This is a genomic window from Paenibacillus melissococcoides (assembly GCA_944800085.1).
GTDB lineage: Bacteria > Bacillota > Bacilli > Paenibacillales > Paenibacillaceae > Paenibacillus_B > Paenibacillus_B melissococcoides.
Genome location: CALYLO010000004.1, coordinates 21,758 through 38,003 on the forward strand (window position 1 = coordinate 21,758; position 16,246 = coordinate 38,003).

The 16,246-nt window shown below is 55.2% G+C and carries 11 protein-coding genes and 3 pseudogenes; 9 read left to right on the plus strand and 5 right to left on the minus strand.

The window, feature by feature from the left end; translation table 11 throughout:
• Positions 1 to 11: 11 nt before the first annotated feature.
• From OCY70_RS14690 to OCY70_RS14705, 4 genes are all read right to left on the minus strand, one after another.
• Positions 12 to 965 (minus strand): ABC transporter permease, encoded by a 954-nt coding sequence (locus tag OCY70_RS14690; protein ID WP_213431164.1) that lies wholly within the window; start codon positions 963 to 965, stop codon positions 12 to 14.
• 79 nt (positions 966 to 1,044) lie between these two features.
• On the minus strand, positions 1,045 to 2,757 hold the full coding sequence (locus tag OCY70_RS14695; RefSeq protein ID WP_213431163.1) for an ABC transporter substrate-binding protein: 1,713 nt from the start codon (positions 2,755 to 2,757) through the stop codon (positions 1,045 to 1,047).
• Positions 2,758 to 3,082: 325 nt separating this feature from the next.
• Entirely contained in the window at positions 3,083 to 3,988 is a 906-nt protein-coding gene (locus tag OCY70_RS14700) for a TIGR01777 family oxidoreductase (RefSeq protein WP_213431162.1), read from the minus strand.
• A 38-nt stretch (positions 3,989 to 4,026) separates the two neighbouring features.
• A complete protein-coding gene (locus OCY70_RS14705; RefSeq protein WP_213431166.1) occupies positions 4,027 to 4,467 on the minus strand; it encodes a DUF2621 domain-containing protein in 441 nt (146 codons plus the stop codon).
• A gap of 205 nt (positions 4,468 to 4,672) precedes the next feature.
• On the opposite strand from OCY70_RS14705, the gene OCY70_RS14710 reads away from it, so the two are divergent.
• From OCY70_RS14710 to rarD, 6 genes and pseudogenes are all read left to right on the plus strand, one after another.
• Complete coding sequence (locus OCY70_RS14710) at positions 4,673 to 5,791, plus strand: deoxyribonuclease IV (protein WP_213431161.1); 1,119 nt, start codon at positions 4,673 to 4,675, stop codon at positions 5,789 to 5,791.
• A 106-nt stretch (positions 5,792 to 5,897) separates the two neighbouring features.
• Positions 5,898 to 6,335, plus strand: a pseudogene (locus OCY70_RS14715) (ACT domain-containing protein); the annotation flags it as partial.
• Between the two features lie 89 nt (positions 6,336 to 6,424).
• Positions 6,425 to 7,783, plus strand: coding sequence for an IS1182 family transposase (locus OCY70_RS14720; protein WP_261944512.1), 1,359 nt, complete (start codon positions 6,425 to 6,427; stop codon positions 7,781 to 7,783).
• A 113-nt stretch (positions 7,784 to 7,896) separates the two neighbouring features.
• A pseudogene (locus OCY70_RS14725) lies at positions 7,897 to 8,373 on the plus strand (formyltetrahydrofolate deformylase); the annotation flags it as partial.
• Positions 8,374 to 8,743: 370 nt separating this feature from the next.
• Positions 8,744 to 10,762, plus strand: a complete 2,019-nt coding sequence (tkt, locus tag OCY70_RS14730; protein ID WP_213427140.1) for a transketolase — start codon at positions 8,744 to 8,746, stop codon at positions 10,760 to 10,762.
• 145 nt (positions 10,763 to 10,907) lie between these two features.
• Positions 10,908 to 11,852: an EamA family transporter RarD gene (gene rarD / locus OCY70_RS14735; RefSeq protein WP_213427141.1), complete on the plus strand. Its 945-nt coding sequence runs from the start codon at positions 10,908 to 10,910 to the stop codon at positions 11,850 to 11,852.
• Between the two features lie 460 nt (positions 11,853 to 12,312).
• On the opposite strand, the gene OCY70_RS14740 is transcribed toward rarD, so the two are convergent.
• Positions 12,313 to 13,203, minus strand: coding sequence for an NAD(P)-dependent oxidoreductase (locus OCY70_RS14740; RefSeq protein WP_213427142.1), 891 nt, complete (start codon positions 13,201 to 13,203; stop codon positions 12,313 to 12,315).
• A 251-nt stretch (positions 13,204 to 13,454) separates the two neighbouring features.
• Between OCY70_RS14740 and OCY70_RS14745 the strand changes: the two genes are divergently transcribed.
• The 3 genes and pseudogenes from OCY70_RS14745 (at position 13,455) to OCY70_RS14755 (ending at position 16,209) form a co-directional block, all read left to right on the plus strand.
• Complete coding sequence (locus tag OCY70_RS14745; RefSeq protein ID WP_213427143.1) at positions 13,455 to 14,810, plus strand: glucose-6-phosphate isomerase; 1,356 nt, start codon at positions 13,455 to 13,457, stop codon at positions 14,808 to 14,810.
• Between the two features lie 150 nt (positions 14,811 to 14,960).
• Entirely contained in the window at positions 14,961 to 15,593 is a 633-nt protein-coding gene (locus tag OCY70_RS14750) for a YigZ family protein (RefSeq protein ID WP_213427184.1), read from the plus strand.
• 14 nt (positions 15,594 to 15,607) lie between these two features.
• Positions 15,608 to 16,209: pseudogene (locus OCY70_RS14755) on the plus strand (TetR/AcrR family transcriptional regulator).
• The last annotated feature ends 37 nt before the right edge of the window (positions 16,210 to 16,246 follow it).

The window sequence follows — 16,246 nt, forward strand, 5'->3', positions numbered from 1 at the left end:
ATTCCTCCTTCCTACAACCGAACGCGCGGATCGGCGACACGATACAGCAGGTCGGACAGCAAGGTCCCGATCACGGTCAGGATCGCGATCAGCATCGTGAATCCCATGAGCAAGGGATAGTCCCGCATGGTGAACGACTGCATATATAACTGCCCGATTCCCGGCCAGTTGAAGATTTTCTCCAATATCAGCGAACCGCCGAACAGCCCCGGCAGCTCGAAGCCGATAAGCGTAATGGCCGGCAGCATCGCATTCCGCAAGGCATGGCGGTACAGAATCGCCCGCTCCTTCATTCCTTTGGCCCGCGCGGTGCGCACGTAGTCCTGCTTCATCGCTTCGAGCATATGGGTCCGGAAATATCGGGTCAGCCCGCCGGTCCCGAGCAGCGTCATCACCATGACGGGCAGGAACATATGATGGGCGACCTCGGCAACATAGGCGATCCCGGTCGCATTGCTCCCGGTCGTAATCATGCCTCCCGGCGGAAGCAGCTTGGCATCGACCGCCAGCAGCTTGATGAGGAACAGCCCGATGAAGAATACCGGCACGGACATCGCGGCGAAGATGCCGATCGTGACAATCCGATCGAACCATGAATATTGCTTGTAGGCGCTCAGGACGCCGATAATGACAGCGATGAACCAGGTCAGGAACGTAGAAGCGGCCGCGAGCAGGAAGGAGTTCCAAATATATTGGCTGAACAAGGCGGTGATCGGCTGCTGGTGCTGGAGGGAGTAACCGAAATCCCCTTTCACCACGTTGCCCATCCAGATAAGATAACGTTCGATAATCGGCTTGTTCAGACCGTACATTTCTTTCAGCTCCAGCTTGCGGGCTTGGGTCAGATTCATGTCATTGTCGACGAAATCGCCTGGCGTCAGCGCATACAGCGCAAAAATAAGGACGGATGCGCCCAGCAGCGTAAGCAGCATGTACAGCGTTCTTCTCAGCAAGTACGTTCCCAATTGATGCGCCCCCTTTGGATAAAGATGAATCCCGCCCGCCTGCTTCGGCGCTCGGCCATGGCATCAGGCGGGAGGAAGTCTATTCGATGCGGATCGACGGCAGACTCGTGGCGATCCCCCGGTACGGATTCGGCTCGAGTCCCTGTACCCGGGCGTTATAGGCATAGAGCAGCTTCGAATAGCTGTAAAAAATGTACGGCGGATCCTCGTTCAGCTTCTGATACAGCTTTTTGTAGATTTCCTTCCGCTTCTCAGTGTCCAATGTTCCCAGCCCTTCCTGAATGAGCTTGTCGACGGCCGGATTGGAGTAGCCTTCCGCCTCCTCCGTGGCGAAATCGGCCACGCCGTATGCCGGATCGATGATCATCGGCGTCGAGAAGCTGGCGAGATCGTAATCTCCGCCCTCAACCTTGGCCCGCAGCGCGTTGAAGTCGGCGAACTGCTCCGGCTCGAATTGGATGCCGATCGCTTCATAATTTTCTTTGGCGATGGCAATGAAGGCGTCGCTGTTTTTGCTTTTGGAGGACAGATAGCGGATGACCAGCTTTTGCCCGTCTTTTTCCCGGATGCCTTGCGCCCCGGCTTTCCAGCCCGCTTCCTCCAGCAGCTGCTTCGCTTTGTCCGGATCATAATCGTACGGGTTGATGCCCTCTTCCGTGTACGCCCAGGAGGTAGGAGAGACAGGCACATTGGCGACTTGAGCGGAGCCCTGCGACACGCCTTCGACGATCGTCTTGCGATCCAGGCCATAGATGAGCGCTTGGCGAACCTTTTTATCCTTCAAATACGGTTTGTGGTGGTTGAACGCGATATAGCCGTAAGCGCTGGAGGTATTCAATTGCAGATTGACGAAGCCGAGCCGCTGCAGCTTCTCCAGATTGTCCTGTGTCGCCGAGAAGGAAGCGAAGTCCTGCTCCCCCGTCTCCAGGAACTGGAACGTGTCGCCCTCGGTCGTCTTATAAATGAAGCGCTCGACCTGCGGCTTCCCGGCAAAGTAGTGCTCGTTCGCAATAAACCGGATTTCCTGCCCCGGCAGATGCTTCTCCAGCTTGTAGGGGCCTGCGCCCACCGGCTTCGCATGAAGCTCGCGAATGTAGTCGAGATGGCCGGGCACGTAGTCTTTGCCATAGTAGGCCTTCGACAGCACCATGCCGCCAAGGGTCAGCAGAGCGGTCGCGTTCACCTGCTCCGTCGTAATCTCGATGGTTAGCGGATCGATGACCCGAATGCCTTCGATTTTGTCAGTCTTGCCCTCCTTGTAGGCCTGCCCGCCTCTGATATGAGTCTGGAAAATATCCGTGCCCCCGTCATAGGACTTGTCGTGCAGAATCGTCAGCGTAAAGGCGACATCATCTGCCGTCAGCGGCGAACCGTCGCTGAACTTCAAGCCTTTGCGCAGCTTGTAGGTATACGTAAGCTGGTCGGGAGATATCTCCCACTTCTCTGCCAGCAGCGGAATAGGGAGTCCCGACTTGTCGACGGTAACCAGCGGAGCGAACAGGACGGACGCGACATTGCCGTCATAGCCGCTCTGGTGGAAATGCGGCGTGAACGCCCCGCTTGGCTCGATCAAGCCGGCGACGAATGTATCGCTTCGCTTCTTGGCTGCTTCCGGCAGCTTGCTGATATCCGAAGCGGGAATGATATGGGTCCCCAAATGTTGAACGCTCGTGCTGACATCAGCGGCGGCGGCAGACTCCTTGCCGGAAGCGGCAGAGGGCCGGTCCCCGCAGCCGGGGAGCAAGCCTCCGATCAGGGACAGCAGGACGAGCGCACGGATCAATTTGGCCATGAATGAATTACCTCCTGAACGATGAGATGGAAAATCATTGAAATGTAAGCCAAAGTTTAATTAATCCGATCTGATAAGTCAACATTAAAAGTTGATTTCATTTTGGGTAAAAGAGTCTATCGCCCAGGAGGAAGCGGAGAAGCTGCAAACGCAAAAAAACGGCGTCTGTCTGAAGGACAGGCACCGTTTACCATGCGAAAAAGGGCCGGCATGCCAAATCGCGTTGGAGCTCAACTTCGCGTACCGCTGTTCTGCTGTATAGATGTATTGGCTGTATAGACCGCCGTATAGAAGATCGCGGAATGCAAGAACGAAGGGACTGCGCTTACTCGTCCCGGAGCGCCCGCAACGCTTCATCCAGCTTCCCGTAACGGAAGGTGAAGCCGGCGTTCAAGGCGGCGGCGGGATAGACGCGCTGCCCTTCCAATATCAGCATCGACATCTCGCCGAGCGCCAGCTTGAGCGCCCAAGCGGGAGCAGGGAACCAATGCGGGCGGCGATAGACGGCCCCCAGCTTCCGGCCGAATTCATCGTTCGTCACCGCATCCGGAGCGCTGGCATTGACGGGACCGGACAGAGACGGTTCCTGCACGGCAAAATCGATAAGCCGCACCATATCGTCGATATGAATCCAGGAGAAGGCCTGACGGCCGCTGCCGATTCTGCCGCCGAAACCGAGCTTGTAAGGCAATCTCATAAGAGGAAAGACGCCGCCGTCATTGGAGAGCACGGGGACGATGCGGAGCTTGACGCGCCGTTCGGCGGGAATCGCGTCAGCCGCGGCCTCCCACTTCCGGATGACATCGGACAAAAAATCTTGTCCCGCCAGCGGTCTCTCTTCATCGAACACCTCCGTTTCGGACGAACCGTAGCCCGAGCTGCCGGAGGCATTGATGAGCAAGGGGAGCTTGCGCGGCTGCTGCTCCGCCCACTCCGCCAGCCTGCGGGCGGGCACGATGCGCGAAGCGACGATCCGGTTCTTTGCCGTCACGGTCCACCGCTGGCTGATCGTCTCGCCGGCCAGATTGACCACCACGTCGACGCCGCTGCAGCTTGGGGGATGATTCTCCAGCTCGGGCCAGCTGACCACATGAACATGCGGGTGCGTCTCCTTCGCCCGCAGCTTGGTGCCGGAGCGCGACAAAATTATGACCTCATGTCCTTGCTCCAGCCATGCTTTGTATAGCGCTTTCCCGATTAGTCCGGTACCGCCGCTAATCATGATTTTCAATCCAATCCCCCCTCGAACGCTGCCCTGCCAGCGGACGGCTATTTGTTCAACAGATGCCGGTATGGTCTGTAGTCGATGTTGTTTTTGTCCAGGTGGCGGACAAGGCTGCGGTAGTCCCGCTTGGGCGTCGCCATAATATAACCCTTGATGCAGTGCTCGCGGGTTACTTCGGTAGCGCCGTTCTCAATGGCGACCTCGCCGATCTTGGCGGCAATGGAGTGGCGCGCGATATCGCGGAACGGCTTCGGGACCGGGGCGACCAGCATGTCCAGGAACGCCTTCGTATCCTCGGTCCACATCTCCCGGCTTCGCTCCACCCAGTAATTTTGCCAGTCGAGCTTGGACATGCCGTCGCTCTTCGGCAGCACTTTGAGAAACTTCCGGAACATGAAAAATCCGCCGATCGCCATTAGTCCAAGAAGAACGAAAGTCCAGAACGCGATAGAATTCATGAACCACTTGTTAGGCCCGTCGGCCATGAATGGTAAATAGAAGAAAGAACGCACGCCATTTCACCTCACCGGATTATAAAGTATTCGCTTTATGCGCGTCTTTTTCCGTCGTTTTATACCGAAATCGGCCTTATATGAACATAAATGATAGCTATAGAAATTATACCGCATTCCTAGATTTATTTCGATAATCCTTGTAGAATAAGGGAAATGATTTGAGAGGAGAGAACGTATGCTGAAGATTGGTTCTCATGTATCCTTTTCCGAAAAAGGGCTGTTGACGGCGACGGAGGAAGCGATAAGCTATGGATCCAGCTCGTTCATGATATATACCGGAGCGCCTCAAAATACGCGTCGCAAACCGATAGACAAGCTGTTCATCGAGGAAGGCAAGGAACTGATGAACAAGCACGGCATCGACGAAATCGTGGTGCACGCGCCTTATATTATCAACCTTGGATCGTACAAGCCCCAGACGTTCGAATTGGCCGTATCGTTCCTGCAGGATGAGATTCACCGCACGGATTGCATCGGCGTCAATAATATCGTGCTTCATCCGGGCGCCTATACGGACAAGGATGCCGAATACGGGATTAACCGCATTGCGGAAGGCTTGAATGAAGTGCTGCGGAACACGAAGGAGACGAATGTGAACATCGCGTTGGAGACGATGGCGGGCAAAGGCACCGAGGTCGGCCGCAGCTTCGAGGAGATCGCGGCGATTATCGACAAGGTCGAAGATAACGGGCGCCTGACCGTGTGTCTGGATACCTGCCACATCCATGACGCCGGTTACGACATCGTCAACGATCTGGACGGCGTGCTGGAGGAGTTCGACCGCGTGATCGGCCTCGGCCGCATCGCCGTCGTTCATATCAATGACAGCAAAAACCCGATCGGGGCGGCCAAGGACCGCCACGCGCCTATCGGAGCGGGCTATCTCGGCTTTGACGCGATCCGCAATGTCGTGCGGCATGAAGCGCTGCTTGGCAGACCGTTCATTCTGGAGACGCCGTGGATCGGCAAAGATCCGAAGCAGCAGCATCCGATGTACGAGGCGGAGATCGCGCTCCTGCGCGGCGACGCCAAGGAGCGCTTCGGCGAGGAGTTCTGGGAGGACGTCGAGCGGATGCGCCACTTCTTCGAGAAGCAGGATGTTCACTGCCGGGATTTCGTGCTGGAGACGTGGAATGTGCTCAAAAACGACGCCAAGGCGAAGAAGGCCGATCCGCGCGAGCCGATGGAGCGGCTGTACGATATGATCGTCGATGCGGAACTGCTTCCGGATCGGACCGAAGAAGAGATTAATCAGCGTATTACCGCATGGTATACGGGACAAGCCGCGGAATAGCGCTATCGGCCCCCGCGGGCCGCGATGCCGATAGCGATGGCCGATATAGAAATGCGAACAGAGAGAAGGATAGACCAAATATTGGAGCAGTGGAGGACATAGGCTAATGAAGCACCAGCATACGATGGTTCACGCCCGCGAGCAGGCCGGCGAGAACACGAGGAACCGCGCGCGCATGCTTATCTCCTGCCCGGATCGGGCCGGCATCGTCGCGGCGGTATCGCGCTTCCTGTACGAGCATGAAGCGAATATCGTTCAATCGGATCAATATACATTGGATCCGGAGGGCGGCATGTTTTTCATGCGGATTGAGTTCGACATGGCCGGATTGGAGCAGCGCCTGCCGCAGATGGAGGAGGATTTCCGCGTCATCGCGGATGAATTCAAGATGGAGTGGCGCTTTTCGCGGGTCAGTCAGAAGAAGCGGTTGGCGATCTTCGTATCGAAGGAGGATCATTGCCTCGTTGAGCTGCTCTGGCAGTGGCAGGCCGGCGATCTGGATGCCGACATTGCGATGGTCGTAAGCAATCATCCGGATGTCAGAGTGTTGAGAAAGTCTATGTTAATTACCCATTCACCGCGTTAATTTGGTATAATGTTCTTATCATAATCCATGGAAAGCGCGGTGTTTGTATGCTTTACACGAATGATCCCAACCCACAACTGGACTATGAACTGGTTTGTCTTGAGCATATGGTTGCCCCTGATCACTTGCTTCGTCATATCGATAAACATATTGATTTTACCTTTATTTTGGACCTTGTGCGTCCTTACTACAGCGAGTCGAACGGCCGACCATCTGTGGATCCCATTGTGTTCTTTAAAATGCTGCTGATCGGCTACTTGTATAACATTCGCTCAGAGCGAGAACTGGAGCGAGTCGTCAACGATTCCCTGGCTTTTCGGTGGTTCTTACGGCTCGGGCTTTCCGGCAAAGCGCCTGACCATTCGATCTTTAGCTGGAACCGGAAAAATCGGTTTAAGGATACTACCGTCTTCCAAGATATCTTCGATAATATCGTTCAGCAGGCGATTCAGCACAACATGGTGGGAGGGCGGCTGCTCTTTACCGACTCCACGCATATCAAGGCAAATGCCAATAACGGACGGTACGAGAAACGAGAAGTCACTTGTACGCCTTATGAATATCTCCAAGAGCTGGAGCAAGCCGTGAATGAGGATCGGGTCGCTTTTGGAAAAAAGCCACTGCCTCCCAAAGAGGAGGCCGAAACCAAGGAACAAAAAGTTAGCTTAACAGATCCGGATAGCGGAAACCTGAATCGGGATGGAAAACCGGAAGGGTTTCATTATTTAGATCACCGCACCGTAGATCATAAATACAACGTGATTACGGACTGCTACGTTACGCCTGGAAATGTGAATGATTCGGTTGTTTATGTGGATCGTCTACTACATCAAATAGAGAAGTTTGGCTGGGAAAAGTCGCTGGAGGCCGTTGCACTCGACTCTGGTTACATGACGGCCTATGTTTGTTACCGTACGAACAAATTAAACATCACGGCAGTTATTCCAGAGCGTTCGACCCGTGAACACGGTGTATTTCCCAAAGAGAAATTTCATTATGATGCAGAAAAGAATGTTTTTATCTGTCCAAACCAGCAAGAACTCACGTACCGCACCACAACACGAAAAGGATTCAGAGATTATAAATCCGATCCCAAACAATGCGCTGCCTGTCCATTATTGAGCAAGTGTAACGAGAACAAAAATAAACAACGCACCATACAACGGCATATCTGGGAAGAACACAAAGAGAAAGTAGTTCAAAACTTCCAGAGTGAGAGCGGAAAAGCCGTTTATGCCCTACGCGCCCAAACCATTGAGCGAAGTTTCGCGGATGCCAAAGTGCTCCATGGACTTCGCTATTGCCGGTTTCGGGGAAGAGACAAGGTGCAGGAGCAAGTGCTGATGACAGCCACTGCACAGAACATAAAAAAGATAGCCACACATCTCGCCAGAAGGGTGGGGTAAAGCAAAGACCCCATCCCCCCTCCATTCTCTCTCACCAAACACCACTTTTTCCCAGCAAAATGATATTACATTGATATTACTTCGTAAAAAACAGGGGTTTTCCAACAGCCTGGGATATGCGGGAGTACGTGGAATCCTTCGGCATTCCGTACGTGCATATTCCGGTCACCCGGGACAATAAGCCGGAAGCGGCGCGCCGGCAGTTGGAAGCGGTGGAAGGGAAGGCGGACCTTATTATCTTGGCCCGCTACATGCAGATCATCGCTCCCGAGTTCATCGAACGGTATCCGAACCGGATTATCAATATTCACCATTCCTTCCTGCCCGCCTTTATCGGAGGCAAGCCTTATCAGCAGGCCTACGTGCGCGGCGTCAAGCTGATCGGCGCGACGGCGCATTATGTGACGGAGGAATTGGACGGCGGGCCGATTATCGAGCAGGACGTGGAGCGGGTCACGCATCGCGCCGACGTGGATGAGCTGAAACGGATGGGGCGCACGATTGAGCGTGTCGTCCTCGCGCGGGCCGTCCATTGGCATATCGAAGACCGGATTTTGGTGCACCAGAACAAGACGGTCGTATTCAATTAAAAAGTTTGTTCAAAAGGCCAGACCTTCCCGGTGCTGAAAACCGGCCTTTTTGAGCATGCACATGAAATGCGGGAATTTACGGCAACGCCCTTCGCTGCAGAAGGGCGTTGCGGCATTTGAGCCCGGCCTGCCGCCGCGGCAGCGCGAATGCCGAGACGGGAAGCGAACCATAATAGAAGCGGACTCCGTCCCTCATGGGAATGATTTCGATCCGGATCCAGACGGGTTTTTGCTATGTAAAAAGTGGCGTCGAAGGAATTGTAATGGTACAATAAATCAAATGCATAAAAGGACAAGCTGAGCGAGGGCGGGCAATTTGCCGCGGCCGTTCGTTCCTTGGACAGAGAAGGATATGAGGAGGAAATCAGCAATGACTGTCAACCAAGCGCAATTGGACACGCTCTCTGTAGCGGCCATCCGAACTTTGGCTATCGATGCGATCGAAAAAGCGAAGTCGGGACATCCGGGAATGCCGATGGGGGCTGCACCGATGGGTTATCATCTGTTCGCGAAAGAGATGACGCATAACCCGGCCAATCCGACATGGATTAACCGTGACCGCTTTGTATTGTCCGCGGGCCACGGGTCGATGCTGCTCTACGGATTGCTTCATCTGAGCGGCTATGATCTTCCGATGGAAGAAATCAAGCAGTTCCGCCAATGGGGCAGCAAGACGCCGGGGCATCCTGAGTTCGGCCATACAGCAGGGGTAGACGCGACGACCGGTCCGCTGGGCCAAGGCATCGCCATGGCTGTCGGCATGGCAATGGCCGAGGCGCAAATGGGAGCCACTTACAACCGTGACGGTTATTCAGTCATTGATCATCATACCTTTGTCATCTGCGGCGACGGGGACATGATGGAAGGCGTGGCAAGCGAGGCGGCATCTCTGGCCGGCCACCTGAAATTAGGCAAATTAATCGTTCTGTACGATTCCAATAATATTACGCTGGACGGGGAAGCGGACTTGTCCTTCAGCGAGAATGTGCGCCAGCGCTATGAAGCGTACGGCTGGCAGACCCTGCTGGTCGAGGACGGCAACGATCTCGACGCGATCGCGCGCGCGGTGGAGCAGGCGAAGCAAGTGTCGGATAAGCCGACGCTCATCGAAGTGAAAACGGTGATCGGCTACGGCAGCCCGAACAAGCAAGGCAAGGGCGGTCATGGCGGCACCCACGGGTCCCCGCTCGGACCGGAGGAAGCGAAGCTGACGAAGCAGTTCTACCAATGGGAGCATGAAGATTTCTTCGTGCCGGAAGAAGTATACAAACATTTCGAAGAGAATGTGAAAAACAAGGGAATCCAGGCGAACGAAGCTTGGGATCGGATGTTCCAGCAGTATAAGCAGGCGTATCCGGAATTGGCCGCCCAGTTCGAGACGGCGGTGAAGGGCGAGCTTCCTGCGAATTGGGATGCGAACCTGCCGGCCTACACGGCAGAGGACAAGCCGGTATCGACACGCGTCGCTTCCGGCAACGCGCTGAACGGCTTGGCGGGCAATGTGCCGCATCTGATGGGCGGATCGGCGGATCTGGAGAGCTCCACGATGACGCATCTCAAAGGCTTGCCGGTATACCGTCCGGGCCAATATGACGGCCGCAACATTTACTTCGGCGTCCGCGAGTTCGCGATGGCGGCGGCCATGAACGGCATGGCGCTGCACGGCGGCGTGAAGGTATTCGGCGGCACCTTCTTCGTGTTCACGGATTACCTCCGTCCGGCGGTTCGTCTGTCTGCCTTGATGCAGCTTCCGGTCACTTACGTGCTGACGCATGACAGCATCGCGGTCGGCGAAGACGGACCTACGCATGAGCCGATCGAACAGTTGGCTTCCGTCCGCATTATTCCGGGCTTGACGGTGATCCGTCCGGCTGACGGCAACGAGACATCGGCTGCGTGGGCGTATGCGATGGAGAACCGTTCGAATCCGGTCGTGCTCGTCCTGACGCGCCAGAACCTGCCGATTCTGGAGACGTCGGCGGAACGCGCTCGCGAAGGCGTGGCGCGCGGGGCGTATGTCGCCAGCGAGGCGTCGAACGGCCAACCGCAGGCGCAAATTATCGCGACGGGCTCCGAGGTGCAGCTGGCTGTGCGCGCGCAGCAAGCGCTGGCTGAAGAAGGCATCCACGTTCGCGTCATCAGCATGCCGAGCTGGGATCTGTTCGACAAGCAGCCGCAGGAATACAAGGATTCCGTCCTGCTGCCGAATGTCAAAGCCCGCCTGGCAGTGGAAATGGCTCATCCATTCGGATGGGAACGCTATGTCGGCGATCAAGGCGGCATCTTGGGCATCTCGACGTTCGGCGCATCCGCGCCTGGCGACCGTGTCATGGCCGAATACGGCTTCACGGTGGAGAATGTCGTCAGCCGCGTGAAGGCATTGCTGTAAGTTCAAGCCTTAGGCAATAACATAAACCGTGATCCGGCGCCATTAGCCGGATTGCAATAGCTTACAGGCCGCTGGCGGACGGATTTGAGCATCAGACTCAGTCCTTGCCAGCGGTCTTTGTTGCAGACAGAAAGGTGGATTTACGGTGGAACAGAAGCAAAGCCAATATGTGATGGGGGTGCTGGCAGCCGGGCTGTCTTATCTGATTTGGGGCTTTCTGCCGCTGTACTGGAAGGCGGTCGGCACTGTTCCCGCCGGAGAGGTGCTGGCGCATCGCATCCTATGGTCGCTCGCGTTCATGCTCCTTCTCCTGCTCCTGCTGGGGAAGTGGAAGCTTGTCGCAGCGGAGATCAAAGCGGTCTGCCGCCACAAAAAGCAGGCCGCCGGCGTCATCATCGCCTCCGTGCTCATCAGCATCAATTGGCTCGTCTATATTTTTGCGGTCGAAAGCAATCATGTCGTCGAGGCAAGTCTGGGCTATTACATCAACCCGCTGTTCAATGTATTTCTGGCGACCTTCTTCCTGAAGGAGCGCTTGAGCAAGGCCGAATGGCTGTCGGTAGCCATCGCGGCGGCCGGCGTGCTGTGGCTGACGGTCTATTTCGGCACCTTTCCTTGGGCGGCGCTGACGCTGGCGGCGACCTTCGGCTTGTACGGGCTCATCAAAAAGAAGATTCCGGTTGGAGCCTGGACGGGGCTGACCTTGGAAACCTTCATCATGGCGCCGTTTGCTCTTATCTTCTTGTTCTTTTTCAATTCAGGCGCGGTTCCGTTGGCGGAGGAGCAGTCATCAACCGTGCTGCTGTTAATGGGGGCCGGTGTCGTGACGGCGGTTCCGCTGCTTTTATTCGCGGCCGGGACGAAGCGGATCTCGTTTACGCTGGTGGGCTTTCTCCAATATATCGCGCCGACGATCATGCTGCTCTTGGGATTGTTCGTGTTCCATGAACCGTTCGACGCGTCGCAGTTGTTCGCGTTCGCCTTGATCTGGGTCGCGTTGATTATTTTTTCGTGGTCCCGGTCAAGAGGCATGTTCGTGCGCAGAACAAGCGAGGCCAAGCTTGACGACGCACGCAAGCTGCAGGCCTAGGCGAGCTGCTGCCCGAGGTTGCGGGCCGGCAAGGGGCAGACCGATGCCGCGGCCATCATGGTGAGAATTGCACAAAGGGGGGTGTCCCACAAGTAGTATTTCACTACAGTGAGACAGCCCCCCTGATTCTCAAAGCTCGACTCGCCGAAAAACTGCAAAACTACACTTTTCCTTTATGATGTGTACTCCGTTACAGGGAATCCTGCAAAACGGCATCAATTTCTGACTATCCAATCGATAAAAGACAAAAATCGATGAACATCATGTACTTTTGCAGGAATTTCATCAAATAGCGGCTTAAAGAGCAGAAATTGATGCATCCACGCAGCATTTCACTGCTTCATCCATCTTTCACCGGTTTGCGCGCCGCCGTTTTTCCCGCATCCACATTCTCTGTTACCTCGTCATCTCCATCATTTTGCAGTGCCTGTGAGACACTCCCTTTGTCATTTATCGGCGTTTATTTGTTTTTCCCGATCGGATGCCCGATCCACTGCTCATACATTTTCACGACGGCGCACAGATCCTCCTCGCCATATCCGGCCGTCTGCCCCATCTGGAACAGGCTCTTGGCCGCATCCAGCATCGGGGAAGGGGATTGCATATCTTCGGTGAGACGGGATGCGAGCTTCAGATCCTTCAGCATCAGCTTCAAGGAGAATTGATTGTCGAAGTTGCCTTCGATAATTTTCTCTCCCTTCAGCTCGGCTGCCTTGCTGCCGGCGCTGCCGTTGCGCACGACTTCGAGAAATCCCGCCGGATCGACGCCCGCGCGCGCCACCATCGAGAAGCCTTCGGCGAGCGCCGCATTGTTGATGCCGACGATGGCGTTATGCGCCAGCTTCGTAGTGGATCCGCTGCCGTTCGGCCCCATATGGACGATTCGGCTTCCCATCGCCTCGAATGCCGGCATCGCCTGGTGGAGCGCCTTCTGCGGCCCGCCGACCATGAACACGAGCGTGCCCTCGATCGCGGCCGGCTTGCTCCCCGTCACCGGGGCGTCGAGGAAAGCGCCGCCGCGAGCTTCCACATCCGCGGCCACCCGCTTGACCAGAGAAGGCGAGATCGTGCTCGAATCTATCACGACTATGCCTTCGCGAACGCTGTCAAGCAGGCCCTGCTCGCCATAATAGACCGCTTCAATCGAATGGTCGTCGCTTACCATCGTCAAGACGATATCCTGATGGAGGGCCGCTTCCCGCGGCGATTGCGCTGCACGGGCGCCCATCGCCACCAGCTCGTCCGCTTTGCCGGCGGAACGGTTGTATACCGTCACCTCGAAGCCTTGGCGAATCAGATTGGCGGCCATCGGCGCTCCCATCGTTCCTAAACCCAATACGGCTACTTTCATTCGCATCGTCACCTCTCACGTTGTCTTGTCCTTCGACTCAATTGTAACATAGAAAAGCAACCTTCTTGTCCGCGCCCGTTTCTGTATGTTGCCGCCCGTTTCATGGTATAATAGTAATTAATTTTATCATGTAAACATTTTCATTGCCTGGCGTTCCCTTGTGTTTCAAGGAGAAATCCAGTATCCTAGGACTATATTGATTTTCACGGGTTAAAGTGGCAAAGTCAACCAATACTCGAGGAGGGTGTACGATGACCAAAAAAGTGCACTTTGATTACAGCAAGGCGTTGACATTCGTAAGTCAGCATGAAATTGATTACTTCAAAGAGCCTATTCGCCTGGCGCATGAACAACTACATAACAAGAGCGGAGCCGGTTCGGATTACCTGGGCTGGATCGACCTCCCTTCCCAATATGACAAGGAAGAATTCGCGCGCATCAAGGAAGCGGCGGCCCGGATTCAAGCCAACTCCGACGTGCTGATCGTCATCGGCATCGGGGGCTCTTACCTGGGAGCGCGCGCAGCCATCGAAATGCTGGGACACTCCTTCTACAACATGCTGCCGAAGGACAAGCGCAAGACGCCGGAGATTTATTTTGCGGGGAACAACATCAGTTCGACTTATATTGCCCATCTGATGGAACTGATCGAGGGCAAGGATTTCTCCGTCAATGTCATCTCCAAATCCGGCACAACGACAGAGCCGGCGATTGCGTTCCGCATTTTCCGCGAGGCGCTGGAGAAAAAATACGGCAAGGAAGAAGCGAAGAAGCGCATCTTTGCGACGACGGACCGCGAGAAGGGCGCGCTGAAAAAGCTGGCGACCGAGGAAGGCTACGAGACGTTCGTCATTCCGGACGACGTGGGCGGAAGATATTCGGTGTTGACGGCGGTAGGCTTGCTGCCAATCGCGGTAGCCGGCATCAATATCGACGAGATGATGCAAGGGGCGCAAGCCGCGGCGGAAGCGTACAGCAATCCCGATGTGGCCCAGAACGAGAGCTATCAGTATGCGGCCGTCCGCAACGCGCTGTACCGCAAAGGCAAGGCGATCGAGATTCTCGTGAACTATGAGCCGTCTCTGCACTACGTATCGGAATGGTGGAAGCAGCTGTACGGGGAGAGCGAAGGCAAAGACAATAAAGGCATCTACCCGGCGGCGGTCGACTTCTCGACTGATCTTCACTCGATGGGCCAGTTTATTCAAGAAGGAACGCGGAACCTGTTCGAGACGATTATCCAAGTGGATGAAGTGCCGCATCAAGTGACGATTCAGGAAGATCCGGAAGACTTGGACGGGCTGAACTTCCTGGCCGGCAAGACGATGGATTTCGTCAACAAGAAAGCGTTCGAAGGAACGATGCTTGCGCATACGGATGGCAATGTGCCGAATCTGATTGTTACGATTCCAGACATGACCCCTTACTCCTTCGGGTATTTGGTATACTTCTTTGAAAAGGCATGCGGGATCAGCGGCTACCTGCTTGGCGTCAATCCTTTCGATCAGCCGGGTGTGGAAGCCTATAAGAAAAATATGTTCGCCTTGCTGGGCAAACCAGGCTATGAGGCTGAGAAGGCTGAACTGGAGGCGAGACTGTCCCGCTAATCGGGTCGGCCGCCCATACATCGAAGATAAGCGATAAGCCGGGAAGCAGTTCTCCGTACGGGAGAACTGCTTTCTTGGCACTCATGGAAGAGGGTGTTTGACAGGGGCGGATACCGGGCCTTGTTGAACATGCGTGGAGAGGTGATACCCCTGTTAGAACGTTACAAGACGGTTCGTCAATTCGGAAGCAAGGAGATTGTTATCAAAAAGTCCCGCTTTATCGGATACGGCCGCCCGGTCGAGACCGAGGAAGAGGCAATTGCATTTATAGAGGAAATTAAGCGTAAACATTGGAATGCCACGCACAACTGCTCGGCCTATATGATAGGCGAGCGCGACGAGATTCAGAAGGCCTCGGATGACGGCGAACCCAGCGGAACGGCCGGCAAGCCGATTCTGGAGGTCATTCGCAACCAAGGGCTGAAAAATACGGCGATTGTCGTAACCCGGTATTTCGGCGGAATTCTGCTCGGAGCCGGAGGTCTGATTCGGGCCTACACCGACGGGGCCGTTGCCGCGATCGAAGCGGCGGAGGCCATTGAGAAAGTGCTGCATCAGGAAGTGTTCGTTGACATTGATTACACATGGCTAGGCAAGTTGGAAAATGAATTGCGCAATAAAGAGACAAGGATGGGAGAGACACAATTTACCGACAAGGTGACCTTGACGTGCTTGCCCGTGGCGTCGGACGCCGACCGGTTTGTCGCATGGATCACGGATCTGACGCAAGGGCAGGCCGTGATTCGGAAGGGAGATCCTGCTTATTACATTGAAGGGGAATAAGGAGAACAACCGCTATGCCGAGAAAAGCAGTGGATCAAGAATTGTCGCGAGAGCGAATCTTGGAAGTGGCGCGCCACTTGTTCGTAACCAAAGGGTACCGGGCTATCTCCATGCGAAGCATCGGCCAGCATCTGGGGTACAGCCACGGCTCGCTCTACTATCATTTCAAAGATAAAGCCGAACTGTTCTATGCGCTTGTCCGGGAAGATTTCAATCGGCTCGAACGGCTGTTCGAACGCGTTCTCAACCAGGTCCTTCCGAAGGATTGTCCAAGATGGAGCAAGTCATGCTGGAGTTCGTCCGGTTCGGTCTGGAACATCCCCACCATTACGAGATTATGTTCATGACGCGAGATGAGGAATTGCTCGCCTACGCGCGGACCGAGCAGGGCCCCTGCCTGGAGTTGTTCTCGACGATCGTCAGGCAGTCCATGGCAGGCAGCGGGCATTCGGAGCAAGAGCGTCATCATATTCCGCTTAGTTTATTTTTGGCGATGCACGGGTTCATCTCCTTCTATATTCAAGATCAAGTCACCTATGAAGAGATCAAACCGGCTGCCCTGGCCCATATTCGTTTTTTGTACCGAAGGGTATTGGATGCGGCGCAATCGGCGTAGTTCCTGCCTTTCCCCGGATAGACCCTGCTCATCCGAC